At 65.5% G+C, this 21,313-nt stretch carries 20 protein-coding genes; 10 read left to right on the top strand and 10 right to left on the bottom strand.

What is annotated here, in order from left to right:
• Position 1: 1 nt before the first annotated feature.
• The 3 genes from lptE to WBG56_RS13045 all read right to left on the bottom strand — a co-directional run bounded on the left by lptE (position 2) and on the right by WBG56_RS13045 (position 4,290).
• Positions 2-634 (bottom strand): LPS assembly lipoprotein LptE, encoded by a 633-nt coding sequence (gene lptE / locus WBG56_RS13055; RefSeq protein WP_424269001.1) that lies wholly within the window; start codon positions 632-634, stop codon positions 2-4.
• Positions 635-639: 5 nt separating this feature from the next.
• On the bottom strand, positions 640-3,291 hold the full coding sequence (gene leuS, locus WBG56_RS13050) for a leucine--tRNA ligase (RefSeq protein ID WP_424268999.1): 2,652 nt from the start codon (positions 3,289-3,291) through the stop codon (positions 640-642).
• 117 nt (positions 3,292-3,408) lie between these two features.
• Positions 3,409-4,290, bottom strand: a complete 882-nt coding sequence (locus WBG56_RS13045) for a LysR family transcriptional regulator (RefSeq protein WP_424268997.1) — start codon at positions 4,288-4,290, stop codon at positions 3,409-3,411.
• A 100-nt stretch (positions 4,291-4,390) separates the two neighbouring features.
• On the opposite strand from WBG56_RS13045, the gene WBG56_RS13040 reads away from it, so the two are divergent.
• Together WBG56_RS13040 and WBG56_RS13035 are read left to right on the top strand one after the other, a co-directional pair.
• Positions 4,391-4,990: an NADPH-dependent F420 reductase gene (locus WBG56_RS13040; protein ID WP_424268995.1), complete on the top strand. Its 600-nt coding sequence runs from the start codon at positions 4,391-4,393 to the stop codon at positions 4,988-4,990.
• Positions 4,991-5,139: 149 nt separating this feature from the next.
• Positions 5,140-5,934: an SDR family NAD(P)-dependent oxidoreductase gene (locus WBG56_RS13035; protein ID WP_424268993.1), complete on the top strand. Its 795-nt coding sequence runs from the start codon at positions 5,140-5,142 to the stop codon at positions 5,932-5,934.
• Between the two features lie 245 nt (positions 5,935-6,179).
• Here the strand turns inward: WBG56_RS13035 and rpmG are convergent, their stop codons facing one another.
• The 3 genes from rpmG to WBG56_RS13020 form a co-directional block, all read right to left on the bottom strand.
• Entirely contained in the window at positions 6,180-6,347 is a 168-nt protein-coding gene (gene rpmG, locus WBG56_RS13030) for a 50S ribosomal protein L33 (RefSeq protein ID WP_094854780.1), read from the bottom strand.
• 19 nt (positions 6,348-6,366) lie between these two features.
• Positions 6,367-6,603, bottom strand: a complete 237-nt coding sequence (gene rpmB, locus WBG56_RS13025; RefSeq protein WP_066453342.1) for a 50S ribosomal protein L28 — start codon at positions 6,601-6,603, stop codon at positions 6,367-6,369.
• A gap of 83 nt (positions 6,604-6,686) precedes the next feature.
• Positions 6,687-7,868 (bottom strand): Bcr/CflA family multidrug efflux MFS transporter, encoded by a 1,182-nt coding sequence (locus WBG56_RS13020; RefSeq protein ID WP_424269206.1) that lies wholly within the window; start codon positions 7,866-7,868, stop codon positions 6,687-6,689.
• 162 nt (positions 7,869-8,030) lie between these two features.
• Here WBG56_RS13020 and WBG56_RS13015 point away from each other — a divergent pair, with 162 nt between their 5' ends.
• The 4 genes from WBG56_RS13015 to WBG56_RS13000 all read left to right on the top strand — a co-directional run bounded on the left by WBG56_RS13015 (position 8,031) and on the right by WBG56_RS13000 (position 12,763).
• Complete coding sequence (locus WBG56_RS13015; RefSeq protein ID WP_424269204.1) at positions 8,031-9,230, top strand: class I SAM-dependent methyltransferase; 1,200 nt, start codon at positions 8,031-8,033, stop codon at positions 9,228-9,230.
• Between the two features lie 322 nt (positions 9,231-9,552).
• Entirely contained in the window at positions 9,553-10,608 is a 1,056-nt protein-coding gene (locus tag WBG56_RS13010) for an ABC transporter substrate-binding protein (protein WP_424268991.1), read from the top strand.
• A 12-nt stretch (positions 10,609-10,620) separates the two neighbouring features.
• Entirely contained in the window at positions 10,621-11,475 is an 855-nt protein-coding gene (locus WBG56_RS13005; protein WP_424268989.1) for an ABC transporter permease, read from the top strand.
• Between the two features lies 1 nt (position 11,476).
• Positions 11,477-12,763, top strand: coding sequence for a quaternary amine ABC transporter ATP-binding protein (locus WBG56_RS13000; RefSeq protein WP_424268987.1), 1,287 nt, complete (start codon positions 11,477-11,479; stop codon positions 12,761-12,763).
• Positions 12,764-12,830: 67 nt separating this feature from the next.
• Here the strand turns inward: WBG56_RS13000 and WBG56_RS12995 are convergent, their stop codons facing one another.
• The 4 genes from WBG56_RS12995 to radC form a co-directional block, all read right to left on the bottom strand.
• Positions 12,831-14,240: an MATE family efflux transporter gene (locus WBG56_RS12995; RefSeq protein ID WP_424268985.1), complete on the bottom strand. Its 1,410-nt coding sequence runs from the start codon at positions 14,238-14,240 to the stop codon at positions 12,831-12,833.
• Between the two features lie 26 nt (positions 14,241-14,266).
• Positions 14,267-16,021 (bottom strand): ArnT family glycosyltransferase, encoded by a 1,755-nt coding sequence (locus WBG56_RS12990; RefSeq protein ID WP_424268983.1) that lies wholly within the window; start codon positions 16,019-16,021, stop codon positions 14,267-14,269.
• Between the two features lie 299 nt (positions 16,022-16,320).
• Positions 16,321-16,581: a type B 50S ribosomal protein L31 gene (locus WBG56_RS12985; RefSeq protein ID WP_424268981.1), complete on the bottom strand. Its 261-nt coding sequence runs from the start codon at positions 16,579-16,581 to the stop codon at positions 16,321-16,323.
• Positions 16,582-16,689: 108 nt separating this feature from the next.
• A complete protein-coding gene (gene radC, locus WBG56_RS12980) occupies positions 16,690-17,367 on the bottom strand; it encodes a RadC family protein (RefSeq protein WP_424268979.1) in 678 nt (225 codons plus the stop codon).
• A 51-nt stretch (positions 17,368-17,418) separates the two neighbouring features.
• On the opposite strand from radC, the gene WBG56_RS12975 reads away from it, so the two are divergent.
• The 4 genes from WBG56_RS12975 to WBG56_RS12960 all read left to right on the top strand — a co-directional run bounded on the left by WBG56_RS12975 (position 17,419) and on the right by WBG56_RS12960 (position 21,252).
• The gene (locus WBG56_RS12975; protein ID WP_424268977.1) at positions 17,419-17,889 is read left to right on the top strand and encodes an FKBP-type peptidyl-prolyl cis-trans isomerase; all 471 of its coding nucleotides are present in this window, start codon (positions 17,419-17,421) and stop codon (positions 17,887-17,889) included.
• The gene (ispH, locus tag WBG56_RS12970) at positions 17,889-18,866 is read left to right on the top strand and encodes a 4-hydroxy-3-methylbut-2-enyl diphosphate reductase (protein ID WP_424268975.1); all 978 of its coding nucleotides are present in this window, start codon (positions 17,889-17,891) and stop codon (positions 18,864-18,866) included. The genes WBG56_RS12975 and ispH overlap by 1 nt, the downstream gene beginning before the upstream one ends.
• A gap of 86 nt (positions 18,867-18,952) precedes the next feature.
• Complete coding sequence (locus WBG56_RS12965) at positions 18,953-19,828, top strand: NAD(P)-dependent oxidoreductase (protein WP_424268973.1); 876 nt, start codon at positions 18,953-18,955, stop codon at positions 19,826-19,828.
• Entirely contained in the window at positions 19,825-21,252 is a 1,428-nt protein-coding gene (locus WBG56_RS12960; protein WP_424268971.1) for a YdgA family protein, read from the top strand. The genes WBG56_RS12965 and WBG56_RS12960 overlap by 4 nt, the downstream gene beginning before the upstream one ends.
• Positions 21,253-21,313: the final 61 nt, after the last annotated feature.

Genomic DNA, 21,313 nt, shown 5'->3' with positions numbered 1-21,313 from the left:
ATCAGTAAGGCATGCCGCCGGGGGTGCCGGGGCCGCCTGTCCGATAGCCCTGGTTGTCGCGCCGGATGCTGGCGTCGGGGATCGAGACGATCGGCCGGTCCGCCGCGTTGCGATAGGCGTCCTGGACGTCGGGGGCGCTGATGCGGCGCAGGATCTGGTCGATCAGGCTGTTGCGCATGTCCTTGAACGTGCGCGTGATCTCGCTTTCCTTGGCCTGGACGATGCGGTCGTTATAAGGCAGTTCGCGGACGCTGTGCAGCGTGGTCGGCGCCAGCAGGACGTGGCCGGTCTTGTCCAGCAACTGGAAGGAGAAGTCCAGGTTCAGCTCGTATTCCTCGACCCGGCCTTCGGCATCGATCGACAACTGGCGCAGATTCTGACTTTCCGAGATCTGGTGCAGGTAGACGTCGGCCTGCGAGCGTTCGCGGGTGAAGCGCGTGTCGGGTGAATTGGCCAGAATCGTGCGTTGCAGCCGGGCGCCGAATGCGGAATCCAGGTCGATGTTCGTGTAGATGCTGTGGAAGGGCAGCGGGGTGGCGCCCTTCAGGTGAAAGCCGCAGGCGCCCAGCGCCAGCAGACATGCCAGTCCCAGGGTCAGGCGCAAGCGGCGTGCGAAGGAAGTGAGGAGGGTCATGGCGCTTACCCGACGACGTTGACCAGGCGGCCGGGGACCACCACCACGCGTTTCGGGATGCGACCTTCCAGGAAGCGTTCGACGGCTTCGTGGGCGCGGGCCAGCGCTTCGATGGCGGCTTTGTCGGCATCCTGGGGCGCGCTGAGCTGGCCGCGGACCTTGCCGTTGACCTGCAGCACCAGTTCGACCGTATCGGCCAGCAGCGCGGCCTCGTCCACGGCAGGCCAGGGGGCGTCCAGCAGATCGCCCTGTGCGTCGGCAAAGCCCAGATCGCGCCACAGCTGCCAGGTGATGTGCGGCACCACCGGGTACAGCACACGCAGCAGAACGGACGTGGTTTCCGCCAGCGCCGGACCGCCCACCCCCGCCTGGGCGGCGGATTCCAGGGTGTTGAGCATTTTCATGGCAGTGGACACCACCGTGTTGTACTGAATGCGCTGGTAATCGTAGTCCGCCTGTTTCAGCAGGCCGTGGATGGCGCGTCGCAGCGCGGCGGCTTCGTCGTCCAGGCCGGACCAGTCGGCGGGCGGGTTCAGGTGGCCGCGCAGGGTATCCTGCTGCGACTGGCAGAAGGCCCACAGGCGACGCAGGAACCGGTTGGCGCCATCCACCCCGGAGTCCGACCATTCCAGGGTCTGCTCCGGCGGACTGGCGAACATGACGAACAGACGGGCCGTGTCCGCGCCCAGGCCGTCGATCAGGGATTGGGGGTCCACGCCGTTGTTCTTGGACTTGGACATGGTGCCGATGCCGCCGTAGTCGATCATCGATCCGTCCGACTTCAGGCGGGCGCCGGTGATGGCGCCTTTGTCGTCGGTGATGTTGTCCACCTGGTCGGGCCAGAAGTATTCGATGCCGCCCCGTTCGTTTTTGCGCGAATAGATGTGGTTGAGCACCATGCCCTGGCACAGCAGTTTCGTGAAGGGTTCGGAAAATTTCAGCATGCCCAGGTCGCGCATGACGCGTGTCCAGAAGCGCGCGTACAGCAGGTGCAGCACGGCGTGCTCGATGCCGCCGATGTACTGGTCCATCGGCATCCAGTAGTCGTTGCGGGCATCCACCATGGCCTGGTCGTTGCCGGGCGAGGTGTAGCGCATGAAATACCAGGACGAGTCGATGAAGGTGTCCATGGTGTCTGTTTCGCGCCGCGCGGGCTTGCCGCAGGACGGGCAATGGCAGGACAGGAAGCCCTCGTGCTTGGCCAGCGGGTTGCCGCTGCCATCGGGCACGAGATCGTCGGGCAGGATCACGGGCAGGTCTTTTTCGGGAACCGGCACGGGACCGCAGTCGGCGCAATGGATGATGGGGATGGGAGTGCCCCAGTAGCGTTGGCGGGAAATGCCCCAGTCGCGCAGGCGCCAGGTGGTGCGCAATTCGCCCAGTCCCATGGCCTTGAGGTCTGCGGCGACGGCCTGGATGGCCTGCGCCGTGGTCAGGCCGTCGAACTTGCCGGAATTGACGGTGTGGCCGATTTGCTTGTCGCCGTACCAGTCCTGCCAGGCGGCGTCGGACCAGGCCTGGTCCTGGGCGGCGATCACCTGGTGGATGGGCAGGCCATATTTGCGGGCGAAGGCGAAATCGCGTTCGTCGTGCGCCGGCACGCCCATGACGGCGCCGTCGCCGTAACTCATCAGCACGTAGTTGCCGACCCAGACGGGGACGGGTTCGCCCGTCAGCGGATGCGTGACGGACAGGCCCGTGGGAAGGCCCTCTTTTTCGCGGGTGGCCAGTTCGGCTTCGGTCGTGCCGCCCTGGCGGCAGGCGTCGATGAAGGCGGTCAGTTCGGGGTTGCCCTGGGCGGCGCGGGTGGCCAGCGGGTGTTCCGGAGCCACCGCGCAGAACGTGACGCCCATGATGGTGTCGGCGCGGGTGGTGAAGACGTGCAGCAGGCCGTCCTGGATCAGTTGGCCGTCGGCGTCGCGGATGTCGTGGCGGAAGGCGAAGCGGACCCCTTCGCTGCGGCCGATCCAGTTTTCCTGCATCAGGCGCACGCGTTCGGGCCAGCCGGGCAGGCCGTCTTCCAGGGTGTTCAGCAGTTCGTCCGCGTAGTCGGTGATGCGCAGGTAGTAGCCGGGGATTTCACGCTTTTCGACCGGGGCGCCCGAGCGCCAGCCGCGTCCGTCGATGACCTGCTCATTGGCCAGCACGGTCTGGTCGACGGGGTCCCAGTTGACGACCTGCGTCTTGCGGTAGGCGACGCCCTTTTCCAGCATCTTCAGGAATAGCCACTGGTTCCATTTGTAGTACGACGGATCGCAGGCGCACATTTCGCGCGACCAGTCGATGGCCAGCCCCATCGCCTGCATCTGCTTTTTCATGTAGGCGATATTGTCGTAAGTCCATTTGGCGGGCGGCACGCCGGATTTCATGGCGGCGTTTTCCGCCGGCATTCCGAAGGCGTCCCAGCCCATGGGCATCAGCACGTTGTACCCGCGCATGCGCAGTTGGCGGGTCATCATGTCGTTGATGGTGTAGTTGCGCACGTGGCCCATGTGCAGTTTGCCGCTGGGGTAGGGCAGCATCGAGCAGGCGTAGAACTTGGGCTTGAGGGATCCGTCGGCGTTGGCGGCGTGTTCGGTGACGCGATAGACGTCGCCTTCGCGCCAATGGGCCTGGGCTTCGGATTCGACCTGGTTCGGGATGTAGCGTTCCTGCATGGATCTGTCTGGACGGTTAGAGGTGTGGGCCAAGCTGACCATTATAGAGGCTGTGGGTGGCGGTAAGAAAAGACCTGCAGGCGGTGTGTTTCCGTGGGACCGCCCTGCGTCCGGAGATTAGATGCGTTTCGAGAGCGCCGATGCAAGAAAATCCGTCGCGCGGCGCACGCGCGTGGGCACGAACCGGCGCTGCGGCCAGACAAGGCTGACGTCGCGTGGCTCGTGCATGAATTCATCGAGCACGGCGATGATATCCGGATGTTGGAATTCACCGACCAGCGAAGCGCGATGGAACAGGCCGATGCCTACACCCGCCATCACGCCGGCCAGGATCGTTTCAGCGCTATTGGAGGAAAGCGTGCCGCGCACCGACACGCTGGAACGACCCTCCGCCCCCCTGAACGGCCACTCTGCCATCTCGCCGTAGATCAGGCAGTTGTGATCGGCCAGGTCGGCGGGCGTCTTCGGGATGCCGTGTCGCTCGAAGTAGCGGCGGGAGCCGGCGCACACGAGCGCCGTGCCCGCCACGCGACGTGCCACGGAATCCGGATCATGGACTTGGCCGACGCGGATTGCCAGATCGATCCGGTCTTCCACCATGTCGCGCAACGCATCGGACAGCACCAGATCGATGCGCAAGCCGGGATGCTGCGACAGCAATTCGGGAATCAGCGGCAGCACGTGCAGGCGTCCGAATGTCGAAGGCGCGGCGATGCGAACCAGGCCGGAAACATCCTGCACGCTGCTGGTCAATTCGCCATCGGCCACCTGGATTTCGTCCAGCAGCGGCTTGGTGCGTTCATAGTATTTCCGGCCCTGGTCGGTCAGCGTCACCTTGCGCGTGCTGCGGTGGAGCAGCGCGACGCCGAGACGTTTCTCCAGCGCGTTCACCGCCTTGCTGATCGTCGATTGCGAATCTCCGGTCTTGCGTGCGGCCGCGGAAAATCCGCCGGTTTCGACCACGGCGATGAAGGCGTTCAATTCCTGGAATCTATCCATTCTTATTGGGAATAGGTTTTATGAAAAATCACCTGATTATCGCCGAATTAGGATGCAATTAGTATTCTCCCTAGGCAAACATTCATGCAGGAGAAATTCCATGTCGTATTCGATCATCGGCTTCGGCGCCGTGGGGCAAGCTCTTGCCCGCGCCTTCGCCCGTCAGAACCTCGAAGTCACCGTCGCCAGCCGGCGCACGCCTGAAGCGTTGGCATCGCAAGCCCGGGCGACTGGCGCGAGCGTCAGTCCCGCGACGCTGCGCGACGCCTTGCAGGCCGATGTCATCTTTCTCGCCGTGCCGTTCCGGGAGCACGTCGCCGTTGCCGAGACGCTGCCGGACTGGCAGGGCAAGACCGTCATCGATGCGACGAACGCATATGGCGTGCCGGTCGAAGAGCTTGGCGGCTTGCCGTCTTCCGCGGTCGTCGCCAAGGCCTTTGCCGGCGCGAAGTTCGTGAAAGGCTTCAATCATCTGCCCGCCGGCTTGCTGGCCGCCGATCCACGCGTCGATGGGGGGCGCCGCGTCGTGTTCCTCGCCGGTGACAACGACAGCGCTATGCCGCCCGTTGCAGCGCTTGCCGAGCGGCTTGGCTTCGCGCCGGTGCGGCTGGGCAAGCTCGCCGAGGGCGGCGCGCTGGTGCAGGCGCGCGGTCATGAGTGGGCGCCGCTGATCTTCCAGGATCTTGTCAAGCCCGACTGAAGCGGCGCGCGTCCGACGTGATCGGCCGCCGATATCCCGGTGCGCTGTATCGCTATCATCAAGACTGGGTCGAACGCCTTGCCCGCGCGGCGGAAGCCGAAGTTGCGAATACCACTATCTGAACCACCATCCCACCGGAGACGAATCCCATGCATATCGAACTCAAAGGCCGCCAAGCCATCGTGACCGGCTCGACCGCCGGCATCGGCCGCGCGATTGCCGAAGGCCTGGCGCGCGCCGGCGCGTCGGTCGTAGTCAATGGCCGCACGCAGGAGCGCGTGGACACGGCGCTGCGCGAAATACGCGCGCTGTTGCCGCAGGCGGAACTGCGCGGCGTCGCTGCCGACATCGCCACGCCGGAAGGCTGCGCCGCGCTGATCGCGCAAGCGCCGGATGCCGACGTCCTGATCAATAACGCCGGCACCGCGCGCCCGAACAACTTCTTCGATCAAACCGATGAAGAGTGGCTCGACCTGTTCCAGCTCAATGTGCTCAGCGGCGTGCGCCTGGCGCGCCACTACCTGCCGAGGATGACGGCGCGCGGTTGGGGGCGCGTGGTGTTCATCAGCAGCGAATCGGCCTTGAACATCCCGAAGGAAATGATCGACTACGGTGTGACCAAGACTGCGTTGCTTGCCGTATCGCGCGGGTTGGCCGAGCTCGTCGCGGGCAGCGGCGTCACCGTCAACGCGGTGCTGCCTGGTCCGACCGATTCGGAGATCCTGTCCAACTGGATGAAGTCGGTTGCGCAAGAGCAAGGCATCACGCCCGAGCAGGCCGAGCAGGATTTCCTGAAAACGATGCGCCCGACCACGCTGATCCGGCGTTTCGCCACTACGGAAGAAGTGGCGAACATGGTGGTCTACGTCGCTTCGGAACAAGCCTCGGCGACGACCGGCGCAGCTTTGCGCGTGGACGGAGGCGTATTGCGCTCCATTGCCTGACGGCTTCCCGGGGTGAATCATTCGAGACGGACTGCCGTGCCGGAGCGGGGTGAACGCTTCGAGCATGCATAGGATCAGGAGCGCCCCATCGGGCGCTTCGTCGCAAGCCGGTCAGTGATCCCGTCCCTGGACTCGCGTCACGTACAGCGGATGCGGTGCTCAGTCATCGCGAACCAAAAAAAATCCCCGCACGAAGGCGGGGATTTTGCGAAACCGGTGAGACGGTCCGGGAGAGGCGCCCCGGATTATTTCAGCTTGGTTTCCTTGTATTCGACGTGCTTGCGCGCGACCGGATCAAATTTCTTGATCAGCATTTTTTCCGGCATGTTGCGCTTGTTTTTTGTGGTCGTGTAGAAATGACCCGTGCCAGCCGTGGATTCCAGCTTGATTTTTTCGCGGATACCTTTTGCCATGATGTGCTCCTAGGGCCGATCAGGCCAGTTCGCCACGGGCACGCAGGTCGGCCAGAACGGAATCGATGCCGTTCTTGTCGATGGTGCGCAGGGCCTTGGTGGATACGCGCAGGCGCACCCAGCGGTTTTCGGATTCGACCCAGAACCGGCGCGATTGCAGGTTGGGCAGGAAACGACGCTTGGTCTTGTTGTTCGCGTGCGAAACGTTGTTGCCCACCATCGGGCCTTTGCCGGTTACTTGGCATACGCGTGCCATGGTCTCACCTCTGTAATCTATATCAGGAAAGCCTAGCATTCTATACTGAAAATGGCTTTCGAATCAAGCTGTATTCATACCCTTCACCAAGGGCGGCGTGGCGCATGCTTCATGGCCAGGCGGCTGGACAGCCACGATAGCGCCGCGCAGGCGGCCAGTACCGCCGTCAGGGGCAAAGGGCTGTCAGTATGCCACAGACTGACGACGAAGCCGGACAAGGCGCCGCAGAACATCTGCAAGGCCCCCATCAGCGCCGAAGCCGTGCCCAGGCGCGGGCCTTGTTCGGCCAGGGCCAGGGCGGCCGCATTCGGGCCGACGAAGCCCTGGCTGGCCATGAACCCCATCAGGCACAGCATCAACAGGGGCAGGTTGATCCAGCCCGCCAGGGTCAGGAGCAGGGCGGCGGCCGTCATCAGGACCAAGGTGGTCTGGGACCGGATCAGCAGTTCCAGCGGCGAATGGCGGTTCAGCAGGCGGGCGCTGACCTGGGCGGCCAGGATGAGGGAGGTCGCGTTCAGGCCGAACACCAGGCCGAACCAGCGTGGATCGATGCCGTAGATCTGGATGAAGACCAGGGGCGATCCGGAAATATAGGCGAACATGCCGGCCGACCCCAGACCGCCCGCCAGGGCGTAGCCCATGAATCCCCGGTGCGTCAGCAGCAGGCGGAAATTCGCCAGAATGGTGCTGATGGCCAGCGGCGTGCGCCGGTCGGCGGGCAGGGATTCGCGCATCTTGCGCAGTACGGCCACCCACAGGCCGGCGCCGGCCAGGGCCATCAGGTAGAACACGGTGCGCCATGATCCCAGCGTCACCGCCTGGCCGCCCAGCAGCGGCGCCAGGATCGGCATGACCCCCATGACCAGCATCAGCAGGGACAGGGCCTGGGCGGCCTCGCGGGTGTCCAGGTGGTCGCGGATCACCGCCCGGGGCACCACCATGCCGGCGGCGCCGCCAAACGCCTGGACGATGCGCCAGAGCATCAGGTGATCGATGTCGTTGCTCAGGGCGCAGGCCAGCGAGGCGATGGAAAACAGCGCCAGCCCGATCAGCAGCGGCAGTTTCCGGCCGTAGCGGTCGGCCAGCGGGCCATAGGCCAATTGCGCCACAGCCAGGCCCAGCAGGTAACTGGCCAACGTGCGTTCAACCAATCCCTGGGACGTCCGCAGATCGCGTGCCATGGCGCCGAAGGCCGGCAGGTACATATCGATGGCAACCGGACCCAGAGCGGCCAGGGCGCCCATGAGCACCAGCCAGGAAGGCATCGGGGCGGGGGGTTTATGGTGCATGAAGAGCGGCAATCGGGCTTGAAGAGGGCGTGTTTGGCGCTACTATAACAAGGTCCATCGTGAACTCAGGAGGCTCTGTTGACTGCCATCGCATCCATCATCGAGAACAAACTTGGATCTTTGCCTATCCCGGTGTCCATGACTCTGCCGGATGGCGAGAACATCGGTCCCGCCGACGCGCAGCTGCATTTCGCGATCAGGGACACCTCCACACTGGCGCACTTTGCGGCGGGCGAGGTCGGCGCCCTGGGCGAAGACTACGTCGATGGCAAGTTCGATTTCGACGGTTCCATGCGGGATCTGATGCAACTGGCCGCCGGAATCCTGCCCGGCTCGCCGGTGGATGCCGCGCAGTTGGGCTGGTTGAGCAGCCTGGTGCGGCGCCTGGTCTCCGTCTGGCGCCATTCGGTGGATCGCGATGCGCGGCAGATCGAATTCCACTACGACTTGTCAGACGATTTCTATGCCTTGTGGCTGGATCCGCGCCGCGTCTATTCCTGCGCTTATTACCGCGAGCCCGGCATGACCGTGGCCCAGGCCCAGGAAGCGAAGCTGGACCACATCTGCCGCAAGCTGGCGTTGAAGCCCGGCGAGCGCTTCCTGGACGTGGGCGGCGGCTGGGGGGGCTTGATGTTGTGGGCCGCCGAGCACTACGACGTCGATGTGACCGGCATTACGCTCTCGCACAACCAGCATGCTTACGTCAATCAGCTGATCCAGCAAAAGGGCCTGGACGGCCGGGTGCGCATGGAACTGCTGGATTACCGCAAGCTCGATGAATCGCGGCCGTATGACAAGATTTCCTCCGTCGGCATGTTCGAACACGTCGGGCGGGCGCAGTTGGTCGGCTACTTCAGCAAGCTGCGCCGGCTGGTGCGCCCCGGCGGCCTGATCATGAACCATGGGATTACGGCCGGAGGCATCAGCAACACCGAGCTGGGCGCCGGCATGGGCGACTTCATTGAAAAGTTCATCTTCCCCGGCGGGGAGTTGTCCCATATCCATTACGTGCTGCAAGCGATGGCCGAAGCGGGCCTTGAAGACCTGGATGTCGAAAATATCCGGCCGCACTACGCCCGCACGTTGTGGGCCTGGAGCGATGCCCTGGAAGCCAAGCTGGCCGAGGCCAAGGCCATCCTGAATACTCCCCAGGGGGAACGATCCCTGCGGGCCTACCGCATGTACCTGGCCGGCTGCGCCATGGGGTTCGAGCATGGCTGGATTGCTTTGCACCAGATCATCGCGCAGCCCCAGCCGTCCGGCCGCTCCGACGAGCTGGATTATCCGGCGGATCAGGCGTATCCCTGGCGCAGGGACTACATCTACACGCAGCGTTGAAATAGCCGCCCGATCGACTGATTCACCCCCTTCCGGGATGGCTTCCCGTAGGGGGTGAATTTGCTTGTTAACAGTAAAGGGGTTTATTTTCTGTCATCCTGCGTGTAAAATAACGTTTCTGCTGTTCTATTTATTTTCAATTCTGTTCGCAGCGAATACCGATCCTTGGTGATTCGCTTTCGACTGTCTACGGTGCCTGGCACCGGCAGTGCTGGTATGTATTGGCGGTCTTCACCGTCTTCCGCACACCCTCCCCTAAGCTATGGCGTCTGATGCGCAGTGGTGTTGCGTCCGGCGTCTCCGTAACCCAAAGGAGGCTTCAATGTCTATCTCCCTGTCTTCGTCGCGCAATGCGACTCTGTCCCCCCGTTGGTCGAAATCCGTCCTGGGGCTCGCCCTGACGGCCGCGCTGGCCGGCCTGTCGGTCGTTCCGTCGGTTGCCCAGGCGGCCGGCGCGCCGCAGTGCGAACTGGATCGACCCATGCGCTTTGGCGGCATGAACTGGGAATCCAACCTGGTCCTGGTGGAAGTCGAGCGCTTCATCATCAAGCATGGCTACGGTTGCGATTCGGAAGTCCTGCCCACGGAAACTCTGCCGGCGCTGGCGGCTCTTCAGCGCGGCGACCTGGACATCAACAGCGAGATCTGGCTGAACAGCACACTGGAACCCTGGAACAAGGCCGAGGCCTCGGGCAAGGTCAAGCGCATCGGCGACATCTACATGGGCGGCGAAGCCTGGTTCATCCCGAAATACACGGCTGACCGTCTGCCGGATCTGAAAAAGGCCGCCGACCTGCCCAAATACTGGGAAGATTTCAAAGACCCCGAGGAACCTTCCAAAGGCCGCTTCTATGGCTGCCCGGCGGGCTGGGGCTGCGAGGTTGTCAGCACGAACCTGTTCAAGGCCCTGGGCCTGGAAAAAACCTTCACCCTGTTTTCCCCCGGCACGGGCGCCACGCAAAAGGCGGCCCTGACGGCAGCCTACAAGCGCAAGGAAAACGTGGCCTTCTACTACTGGTATCCGACGCCCCTGGTCGGGTCCATGGATCTGGTCAAGCTGGAACTGCCGCCCTATGACGCGGCCAAGCAGAAGTGCCTGACCGACCCCAATTGCGAAAACCCGCAGGCATCCGACTATCCGGAGAACCCGGTGTTCACGGCGGTGACGACCCAATTCACCGAGCAGGCGCCCAAACTGACGGCCTTCCTGTCGAAGATCAAGGTCCCGCTGGACGACATGAACCAGACCATGGCCTACATGGAGAAGAACGACGCCGAGCCCCAGCCGACCGCGATGTGGTTCCTGAAGAGCAAGCAGGATGTCTGGACCCAATGGCTGCCAGCCGATGTGACGGAGCGGGTCAAGGCCGCCTTGTAAAGGAGGCCGTCCATGTTTCCTGAACTGATTTCAGCCCGGGAACTGCAGCGGCCCATCGACGATTTCGTCAATGGGCTGGTCACGCAGTATTCCGACGTGCTGCGGGCCATCACCCAGCCTTTGCTGGATCTGCTGATCTGGGCCGACAACCTGCTGCGTCATTCCCCCTGGTGGGCCATCGTGATCGTCGTGATGGGGATCGCCTGGCTTGCCAGCCGGAAATGGCGTTTCAGCCTGGCCATGGGGGCCTTGCTGTGCCTGCTGGGGGCCATCGGCCTGTGGGAAGCGTCCATGCAGACGCTGTCCCTGATGCTGGTCGCCGTCATTTTTTCCGTGGTGATCGGCATTCCCGTGGGCATCGTCATGGCCAGTTTCCGCTGGGCCCGCACCATCATGCTGCCGGTGCTGGACATCATGCAGACCATGCCCAGCTTCGTCTACCTGATTCCGGTGGTGATGCTGTTCAACCTGGGCAAGCTGGCGGCGCTGTTCGCCACCGTGATCTATGCCGTGCCGCCGGTCATCCGCCTGACCGACCTGGGCATCCGGCTGGTCGACGCGGAAGTCCTCGAGGCATCCCGGTCCTTCGGCGCCAGCCGCACCCGCCAGTTGTTCGGCGTGCAGCTGCCGCTGGCCCTGCCCAACATCATGGCGGGCATCAACCAGACCACCATGATGGCGCTGGCCATGGTCGTGATCGCGTCCATGATCGGGGTGCGCGGCCTGGGCTACGAGGTGCTGCAGGGCATCAACCGCCTGCAGGTGGGCCGGGGGCTGCTGGCGGGCCTGGGCATCGTGGTGCTGGCCATCATCTTCGACCGGATCACGCAGCAGTTCGGCCAACGGCAACAAGCCCGGAGGGCCTGACATGAACAAGATCGAAGTCCGCAACATCTACAAGATCTTCGGCCCGCATCCGGATCGTTGGCTGCAGGCCGCCCGGGACGGCCTGTCCAAGGAAGCCCTGCTGGAACGCAGCGGCCACACCCTGGGCCTGCGCGACATCAGCCTGTCCATCAAGGACGGCGACATCCACGTCATCATGGGTCTGTCGGGATCCGGCAAGTCCACGCTGATTCGCCACTTCAACCGTCTGATCGAACCCAGCGCGGGGCAGATCCTGGTGGACGGCGTGGACGTGGTGGGCCTGAAATCCAAGGAACTGGAACGCTTCCGCCAGCAGAAGATGAGCATGGTGTTCCAGCGCTTCGGCCTGCTGCCGCACCGCACCGTGCTGGACAACGCCGCCTATGGCCTGGCCGTGCAGGGCGTGCGCCGCGCGCAGCGCAACGAACGCGCCCAGCACTGGCTGGAACAAGTCGGCCTGGCCGGTTTCGAATCGCAGTATCCGCACCAGTTGTCGGGCGGCATGCAGCAGCGTGTCGGCCTGGCCCGGGCCCTGGCCACCGACGCCGAGATCCTGCTGATGGACGAGGCCTTTTCCGCGCTGGATCCCCTGATCCGCCACGAGATGCAGGATCAGCTGCTGGCCCTGCAGGCCAGGCTGAACAAGACCATCGTCTTCATCACGCACGATCTGGATGAGGCCCTGCGGCTGGGCAACCGCATCGCCATCCTGAAGGACGGCGAACTGATCCAGGAAGGCACGCCCGAAGACATCCTGCTGTCGCCGGCCAATGATTACATCGAGTCCTTCCTGCAGGACGTCAACCGGGGCAAGGTCCTGAACGCCTCGCATGCGTGCAACGAGCGTCCGCTGACGCTGACCACGCGCAGCAAGCCGGTCCATGCGCTGGAACGACTTGCCGCGCGTGGCTACGATTACGCGGCCGTGCTGGACGGCAAGCGCCTGGCCGGCGTGCTGGTGCGCGCCGATGCCGAGCGCGCCGTGCGGGATGGCGCCCGCGATATCGCCCGCTACCTCAGCGACATGGCCTCGGTGCCGGCATCCGCCGGCCTGGACGAGGTGCTGGCCCAGCTGCTGCGCACGCCCGAACCTGTGGCCGTGACGGGCGCGCAAGGTGAATTCATCGGGGTGCTGTCGCGCAGCAAGGTCGTCGAGTTGGTGACGCCCGGGACGACCGCCGAGTCGGGATCTGGCGCTTCCGGACAGGCAGAGGGGAGTGCTGATCAGCCGCCGCACGCCGCGTCCGCCACCGACGCCAAGGACAGGCCCGGAGCCCGCGCCGCCTAGCGGTCAGTCAGTCCGGTCGGAGAATCGGCCGAATGGGGCGTCGATCCCTGTTCGGCCGATTTCTTTTTCAGGTCGGGGTTCGGCGCCCGGCCCGGCCCTGGCGGTGCAGCACGTGGCCGTACCAGGCGAACAGCAGCAGCGAGGTCAGCGCCAGCCCCGCCATGGCCATGATCCACATGGTGGCGGCGCCCACCGGGGCGCCCGGCATGAACCAGGCGGCCACGGGGGCCAGGGCGCCGGCTTGCGGCCCGTATCCCAGCCACCACCCGCCCACCAGTCCCAGGCCCGTCAGCGCCGTGATCTGCAGGATCAGCGGCACGATGGCGATCTTGTAGGCCCGCAGCACGTAGGCGCTGATGCAGTGCATGGCGTCCCAGAAGTGAAACCAGGGGGCGATCTGCAGCAGCGCCAGGGCAATGACGGCGACCTGCAGGTCGTCGGTGTACAGGCGCACGATCGGGCCTTGGGCGCTGATCAGGATCAGATTGGTCAGGAGCGCGCCCAGGAGCACCAGGGAAATGCCGTGCAGCCCGGTGCGCCGGGCCGCGGCCAGTTGATGCGCCCCGACCGCCTGGGCCGTCAGGGACGCCGTCGACAGGCTGAGCGACATGGGCAGCATGTAGCACAGGGCGATCAGATTGGCGAGGATCTGCTGGGCGCCGCTGGCGTATAGCCCATCCCGGGCGACCAGCAGGGCCATGAAACTGAAGGCGCAGACCTCGATCAGATAGGACCCCCCCATGGGCAGGCCCAGGCGCAGCAGTTCCTTCTGGTCCTGCCAGCGCGGCCTGCCCACGCGCAGCCGCAGGACCTGGAAGGCCGGCTGGCGCCGGATCATCCACAGGCCGGCGGCCAGCATGATCCAGTTCACCACCAGGGTGGCGACGCCCGCTCCGACGGCGCCCATGGGCTCCAGCCCGAGGCCGCCGAAGATGAACCAGGTATTGAACAACAGCTTGAAGGCGACGCTTCCCAGATTGATCATCATCACGCCTCGCGTCTGCGAAATCGCGGTCGCCATGGCGTAGATGGTGCGAAACAGCAGCGCCGAGGGCAGGGCCATCGCCAGGGCGATCAGGTAGCCGGCGACGCGTTCGCGGACGGCGGGTTCGATGCTGCCCGACAAGGCCAGCCAGGTGTTCGGGAACAGCAGGCTGGCGCCCCCCAGCAGGGACAGCGCCAAGGCCAGCCAGACGCCCTGTCCCCAGGCATGGCCGGCCTGGTCCAGGCGGCCTGCGCCGAAATGCTGGGCGATGATGGGGATGAGCGCGTGGATCACACCCATCAGTCCGACGAAGACCGTGATGTAGATGGAGGCCCCCAGCGCCATCGCTTGCAGGTCGACGGCATCGGTGTGGCCGACCATGGCCGTGTCCAGGACGGCGAAGACGATGCCCGCCCAGGCGCTGATCAGGATGGGCCAGGATTGTTGCAGGATGGTGCGCCACGGAGCGGCCGTCGCCGGAGGGGTGGACATGGCTTCGAAGGGTGAATGATCGGTGGTCAGGGGGCGGGCCGCACCCGCGCCAGACGGAACATTTCGTGTCGGTCGGGGCCGCGCCGGCCTTCCCAGAGGATTTCATAGCCGGGGCGCGAGGTCTGGGTGGCCTCGGCGCCGTGCATGTCCAGTTGCTGCAGGAGCAGCGGGCAGCCCTCGTCAAAGGACAGTTCGATGCCGTTGAATACCAGGAATGAGGCCCGTTGCCCGCTGCCCAGCCCCTGGGTGCGGATGCATTCCCCGGGGCGCTGGTCGCGGGCCAGGGCGCGCGCCAGCGATGCCGAGACGTCGCGGTAGCTGCGCACGTAGTCCAGAGCCGGCATCCACAGGGTGGCCAGCAGCAGCCAGGTGGTCAGCAGGCCGCCCGCCGATAGCGCCGTGCCGCGCCAGAGCCCGGCCGGGTGGTTGCGCAGGCGCCAGCGCACCAGGGCGATCCAGGCCAGTGTGCCCAGGATGGCGATGAGAGTCGCCGGCCAGGCGATATGGATGTCGAAGCCCCGGGTCTGGCGGGCGATATTGGCGGAGATCTGCGCCGGCCAGCCGGTCTGCAGGGCGATCCATCCTAGCCAGACTGTGGCGGCCGTCAGGGAAAAGCACATGACGGCGAACCAGTCCAGGGTGTTGACCACGCCGCGTCGCAGGGTGGGCAGCGCGAAGGCGGCCAGGATGGCGCAGGGCACCGCCAAGGTGCTGTATTCGGGCTCGAAGGGGTCGCTTCCGGCCAGCAGCACCAGCAGGGCCGCCAGGGCGAAACCCAGCGGGATGCGGATGTGGGGGGCGGTAAACCAGCCGCGCCAACGCCACAGCGCCAGCAGGGCCAGCGGCCAGGTCGGCCATAGAAACCAGGGCAGGTCGCGCACGATGTTCAGCCAGGCGCGTGTGCTGGGCCAACCGAAGGCGTGGCCGGTCCAGGTCAGCCAGCTGGTGGTCCAGTACGGACCGAATGCGCGAGCGGGAATCCACCAGAGCAGGATCAGGCTGGCGGCAATCAGGGCGCTGATGACCAGCCATTTGCGGGCGTCCGCCAGCGCTCCTTTGGGGATGAAGATGACCAGGGCGGCCAGCATCAGGGGCAGGCCGCCCAGCCAGCCCCGGGCCAGGAAGGCGGCGCCCGTCGCCACGCCCAGGGTGATGGAGCCGGACACCGGGTGATCCAGCATCCGGGCGATGGCATAGAAAGCCAGCGCCTGGAAGGCGATCACGGCGGGCACTTCCGAGGTTTCGTGCATGCGCCAGATGATGCCCACTGTCGCCACGATGAGCAGCAGCGCGGCGTCGGCCAGCATGCGGCCGTAGTCGCGTTCGGAGGGTTCCCCGCCGAACGGCAGGGCCAGCGGCTGGGCTTCGGCGCGCCGCCCCAATAGATACGTGCCGTACCACACCGAACTGGTGAGGATGGCGAACCACAGGATGTTGGGCAGCCGCGAAGCGATGATGGCGGCGTTCAACGGGGTGAAGAGCAGTTCCAGCGCCGGCCGCAGCGCCCAGATGAAAAAGGCGCCGACCCAGGTCACCAGCGGCCCGTCCTGGGCCTGCGCCAATTGGCCGACCTGGGGCAGCAGCCAGGCGTGATCCTGACCCGATAGCGCGGTCAGCATCGTGGCCAGGCTGGTGACGTCGTCGGTTTTCCAGGGGTCGCGATAGAACAGCCCGGCCAGGATATAGACCAGCCCGACCGTCAGCAGAAACAGGCGGGGCAGTTTGGCCGCCGCTGTGGCGGTCAGCCGGGCGGGCGTGGATCGCAGGTCTTCAGTGCGCACTGGCTCGGTCACCGGGAAGGGGTAGGACCCATGTTAAATGAAAAAGGCAGCCTGGCGGCTGCCTTTTCGGGGATTGCGGCGCTGGCCAGCCAGGTCGGTGCGAGCGCTTCGGGGGCGCGTAGGCCGGCGCTGGAAGACAACGCGACTTGGCCTGCTTTTTGCCGCCGGGCCGCCCCAAGGCAAAAACGCCCCCTTGAGGGATAAGCCCGGACGTAGGGCAGTCCTTGAGAACTGCGCTACGCCTGGCGAATCCGAGCGGCATGCAGGCCGCAAGGGGGGCAGGCAAACAGCGTGGGGCCTTACTTCTTGACCGTGCCGGCCGTGCGGGCGAAGCGGGCGCGGAATTTTTCCACGCGGCCCGTTTCGACGATGCGGGTCTGGGCGCCCGTATAGAAGGGGTGCGATTCGGAGGTCACGTCGCACTTGAACAGGGGATAGGACGTGCCGTCGATCTCGGTCGTTTCCCGGGAATTCAGGGAAGAACGCGAAATGAATTTATTGCCGGTCTGCAGGTCCAGAAACACGACCTCGCGGTATTCGGGGTGGATGCCTTCTTTCATGATGAAATCCGTAAATTTAGTGGGGTCGCCAGCCGGACGGATGTGAAAAGCTGCGGTGCGCCCACATCAAAATCCTGGCAACGTATCCAAGGTTAGCCAGAAATTCTATCACACTTGACCCCGCTCGGCCAAGGACGTGACCTCGGTGGCGCCTACGATCAGGTGGTCCAGCAGGCGCACGTCCACCAGGGCCAGGGCCTGCTTCAACTGCCGGGTCAGGGCGATGTCGGCCGGGCTGGGCTCGGCCAGCCCGGAGGGGTGATTATGCGCCAGAATCAGGGCCGCGGCGTGGTGGGCCAGGGCGGCCCTGGCGACCTCGCGCGGATAGATGGAGGCGTGCGACAGGGTGCCTCGCGCAATGTCCGCGCAGTCGATCAGCTGCAGCTGGGTGTCCAGGAAGAGAGCGATGCAATGTTCCACGCGCAGGTGGGCCAGCCGCATGGCGCAGAACTGCTTGACCCGGTCGGGCTGACTCAAGGCCTGGCCGTTGCGCAAGGGTTCTTCCAGCGAACGGCGTCCCAGTTCCTGAACGGCCAGCAGCTCGCAGGTCTTGGCCATACCCAGGCCGGGGAAGGCCAGCAAGGCGCTGCTTTCCGCCGACAGCAGACGCCTCAGCCCGCCGAAATGCAGGATCAGGTCGCGGCCCATGTCCACGGCGTTGCGTCCGCGCGTGCCGGTGCGCAGCAGCACCGCCAGCAGCTCGGCGGACGTCAGCGCCTGCGCGCCGTGCCGCAGCAGGCGTTCGCGAGGACGTTCGCTACAGGGTGATAGGCTGTCTTGTGGCATGATAGGCCTTAAAATAAAAGGGTTTGTCTGATTTTTCACGGGTAACTCATTTTGACCTCTTCCCCTGACGTCGCGCACGTCCATGCGGACTCTTATGTCACGCTGCACTATCGCATCGAACCCCTGTCGGGTCCCGCCGCCGGGACCGCGTTCGTGGATACCTTTCTGGATCGGCCGGCCACCTTGCAAATGGGCATCGGCCAGTGGGCGCCGGGCCTGGAATCGCTCCTGGTGGACCAGCCCGAAGGCGCGCATTTCACGCGGGATGTTCCCGCCGCCCAGGCCTATGGCGAACGCAATCCCGAATTGCTGCGCTGGATTTCCCACGACGAGATGGTGCGCAATGCCCCGCCCGATACGGTGTTCGAGGCGGGGGACATGATTGAATTCGTGGCGCCCAACGGCGGGCGTTATTCGGGCGTGCTCAAGACCCTGCAGGGCGATGATGCGCTGTTCGATTTCAATCACCCGCTCGCCGGCATCGACCTGCAGGTCGAGATCCGCATCCTGGGGGTGTTGTGATGACGGCGCCTGCGGCGGACGGCCGCCCCGACGCCGCCCCGGAAGTCGTGCTGGCGCAGCCCCGCGGGTTTTGCGCCGGGGTCGACCGAGCCATCGAGATCGTCGAACGCGCTCTGGAAATCCATGGGGCGCCGATTTACGTGCGTCATGAAATCGTCCATAACCGCTATGTCGTGGAAGACCTGCGGGCCAAAGGCGCCATCTTCATCGACGAACTTGAAGATGCTCCCGCGGATGCCATCGTGATTTTTTCGGCGCACGGGGTTTCGCGAGCCGTGCGAACCGAGGCCGACCAGCGCGGCCAGCGCATCTTCGATGCCACTTGCCCGCTCGTCACCAAGGTCCACGTGGAAGTCGCCCGCATGCGCAAGGAAGGCCGCGAGGTCATCATGATCGGCCACCGGGGCCACCCGGAGGTCGAAGGCACGCTGGGGCAGGCCGATGACGGCATGTATCTGGTGGAAACCGTGCAGGACGTGCAGGCCTTGCAGGTGCGCGATCCGCGTCATCTGGCCTTCGTGACGCAGACCACGCTGTCGATCGATGACGCGGCCCAGGTGGCCGATGCCTTGCGGGCCCGGTTTCCCGATATCGCCGAGCCCAAAAAGAGCGATATCTGCTACGCCACCCAGAACCGCCAGGACGCCGTGCGCATCATGGCGCCGCAATGCGATCTGGTGCTGGTGGTGGGCAGCCCGAACAGTTCGAATTCCAACCGCCTGCGCGAAGTCGCCGAGCGCAAGGGGGTGACCGCCTATTTGCTGGACGACCCCGACATGATCCAGCCGGCATGGCTGGAAAAAGCGCGGCGCGTGGGGGTGACGGCCGGCGCCTCCGCGCCCGAAGCGCTCGTTCAGCAAGTGCTTGCCCGGCTGCGTGAACTGGGCGTGCGCAGCGTGCGCCCGCTGGATGGCGTGCGCGAGCAGGTATCCTTTCCCTTGCCGCGCGAGCTGTCGCGCAAAATGCAGGACGGCTGAATCCCGCCGGCGGGCGGGTTCCCGCCCGGCTGGCTGGCCGGACGCGGATCGGCGTCGCCGCCTGCCGGTCCACAGGAGAACCTGACATGAATATCGGATTTTGCGGCCTGGGCCGCATGGGCGCGCCCATGGTGCGGCGCTTGTTGCAGGCAGGCCATCAGGTCAGTGTCTGGAATCGTTCGCCGGACCCCGCGCTGCAGTTGGCCGCCGAAGGCGCCCGGGTGTGCGCCACGCCGCAGGCCTTGGGCGAGGCCTGCTCGTGGGTGGCGCTCTGTCTGTTCGATGCGGCGGCCGTCGAATCCGTGGTCTTCGGTCCGAACGGCCTGGCCCGGGCCGCGTCGCTGACCGTCCTGATCGATCATTCGTCCATCGCGCCGGATCGGACGCGCGAGTTCGCCGATCGCCTGCGCCAAGCCAATGGCGCCGTCTGGCTGGATGCCCCGGTGTCCGGCGGAACGGGCGGGGCGGCGGCCGGCACCCTGGCCGTCATGGCCGGAGGCCCGGCGGATGTCTGCGCCCAGGTGACGCCGGTATTGCAGGCCTATGCGCAGCGTGTCACACACATGGGGCCGGTCGGCGCCGGGCAGGTGACGAAACTGTGCAACCAGACCATCGTCGCCGCCACCATCGCCGCCATCGCGGAAGCGGTGGCCCTGGCGCGGGATGCGGGGGTCGATGCCGACCGTCTGCCGCAGGCGCTGGCCGGCGGCTGGGCGGATTCCACGCTGTTGCAGATGTTCGTGCCGCGCATGACGCGGGCTGCGCCGCCGCCCCAGGCCAGCCTGGATACCATGTTGAAGGACCTGGATACCGTGGCCGCGCTGGCCCAGGCCCAGGGGACCCCGATTCCGGTGGCGGCCGCGGCCGTCCAGGCCTACCGCCTGTCCAGCCGCCAGGGCCGGGGGGCGGCCGATACTTCCCAATTGATTCGCCTGTACGATGCGACCGGAGACCTTGCATGAATCGACGTTTGAATGTGGCTGCCGGCGCGGTGGCGGTATTGGCGCTGGCCTATGGGTCGGCGTCCTGGTACGCGGGCCGGGTGACCCAGCAGTCCATTGAGTCCTGGGTCGCTCAGGCCAACCAGGATATCAAGGCCCAGTGGGCTTCGGACGAGGCGCCGCCCGTGCTGCGGGTGGACGCGTACCAACGCGGGCTGTTCTCGTCGCAGATCCGCTATGTGTTCGAATTTCACGACGATCAGGGGGCGGCGCAGGCCGTGACCCTGCAAGACGACCTGCAGCATGGCCCCTGGCCTCTGGCGGCGGTGCGCGAAGGCCACTGGCGGCCCTTGGCGGCCTATAGCCGCGTGCGGCCCTTGCCGGGCGGTCCGTGGCAACCCTGGTTTGCGGCTGTCGGCGATGGCGCGGCCACCCCCTGGCGGGCGGATTCCCAGGTCGGGTTCGACGGGAGCGTGGCTTCGCTCGTCACGCTGGCCCCGGCGCATGCTCCGGGCAAGCAGGTCGATTTCAGCGGCGGCACGGTGCGGCTTGCCTATCAGCCCCAGGCCCGGCAACTCAGCCTGTCCGCGCAGGCGCAGTCCCTGGATATCCAGGATGCCGACCTGTCGACGCGCCTTCACGCCGAAGGCCTGCAATTGGACAGCGTCACCACCCGCAGCGGGGAAACCGATCTGCAGTCCCGCCAGCACCTGCAGCTCGCGCAGCTGCAGATCATCGGTGGCGACGATCCGGAAATCCGCTTTGCGCACCCGTCCATGCAGGTCGAGACCGCGCGAACCGGCAGCCTGCTGGACAGCCGGGTCCAGTATGACCTGGGGCAGTTGCAGGCCGGCGGCCAGGACCTGGGCGCCATCCAGGTGAAAGCCTCGGCCGAGCAACTGGACGTCCAGGCCTTGCAGGCGCTGTTGCTGGCGCTGGACCGGCTCCAGGCCAGCGAGGATGACGCGCCGCTCTCGGCCCAGGACGAGCAGCGCCTGCGTCCCTTGGTGATGTCCGTGCTGGCGTCCTCTCCGCGCGTGTCGCTGGATGATTTCAGCTGGACCACCCCCAAAGGCAAGACCGACGTGCGGGTCCAGGCGCAGTTCCGGCCGGCGGCCGATGATGCGTCCCAGGACCTGGGCGCCCTGCTTGAACAGGGCATTGGCCGGATCTCGGCGCACGCAGGGGTGTCCAAGCCCATGCTCGTCGACATCCTGGGCCGCAGCCAGGCGGGCGCCAGCCCGGACATGATGGCGGCGCTGATGAGCATGCTGTTTGACCAGTATTCGGGCCGTCTGGCGCGGGCCGGACTGGTGAAGGAACAGGATGGCCAGATTCAGGCGGACGTGTCCTATGCCGATGGCCAGGTGACGGTCAACGGGCAGTCGATGGCGCCCGAAGCCTTTGCCGCCCAGGTCGATGCCGCTTTGGGATTGAATCAGTGATCTCAGGGTAAATGCCGGACTGGCGTCGTCCGGGCGTCATGCTAACGTCTGCCGGTGCCGT

Origin of the sequence: Castellaniella sp. (assembly GCF_049671645.1) — a bacterium.
GTDB lineage: Bacteria > Pseudomonadota > Gammaproteobacteria > Burkholderiales > Burkholderiaceae_B > Castellaniella.
The sequence above is the reverse complement of the archived record's forward strand: the minus strand, read 5'-3'. Positions and strand labels throughout refer to the sequence as shown.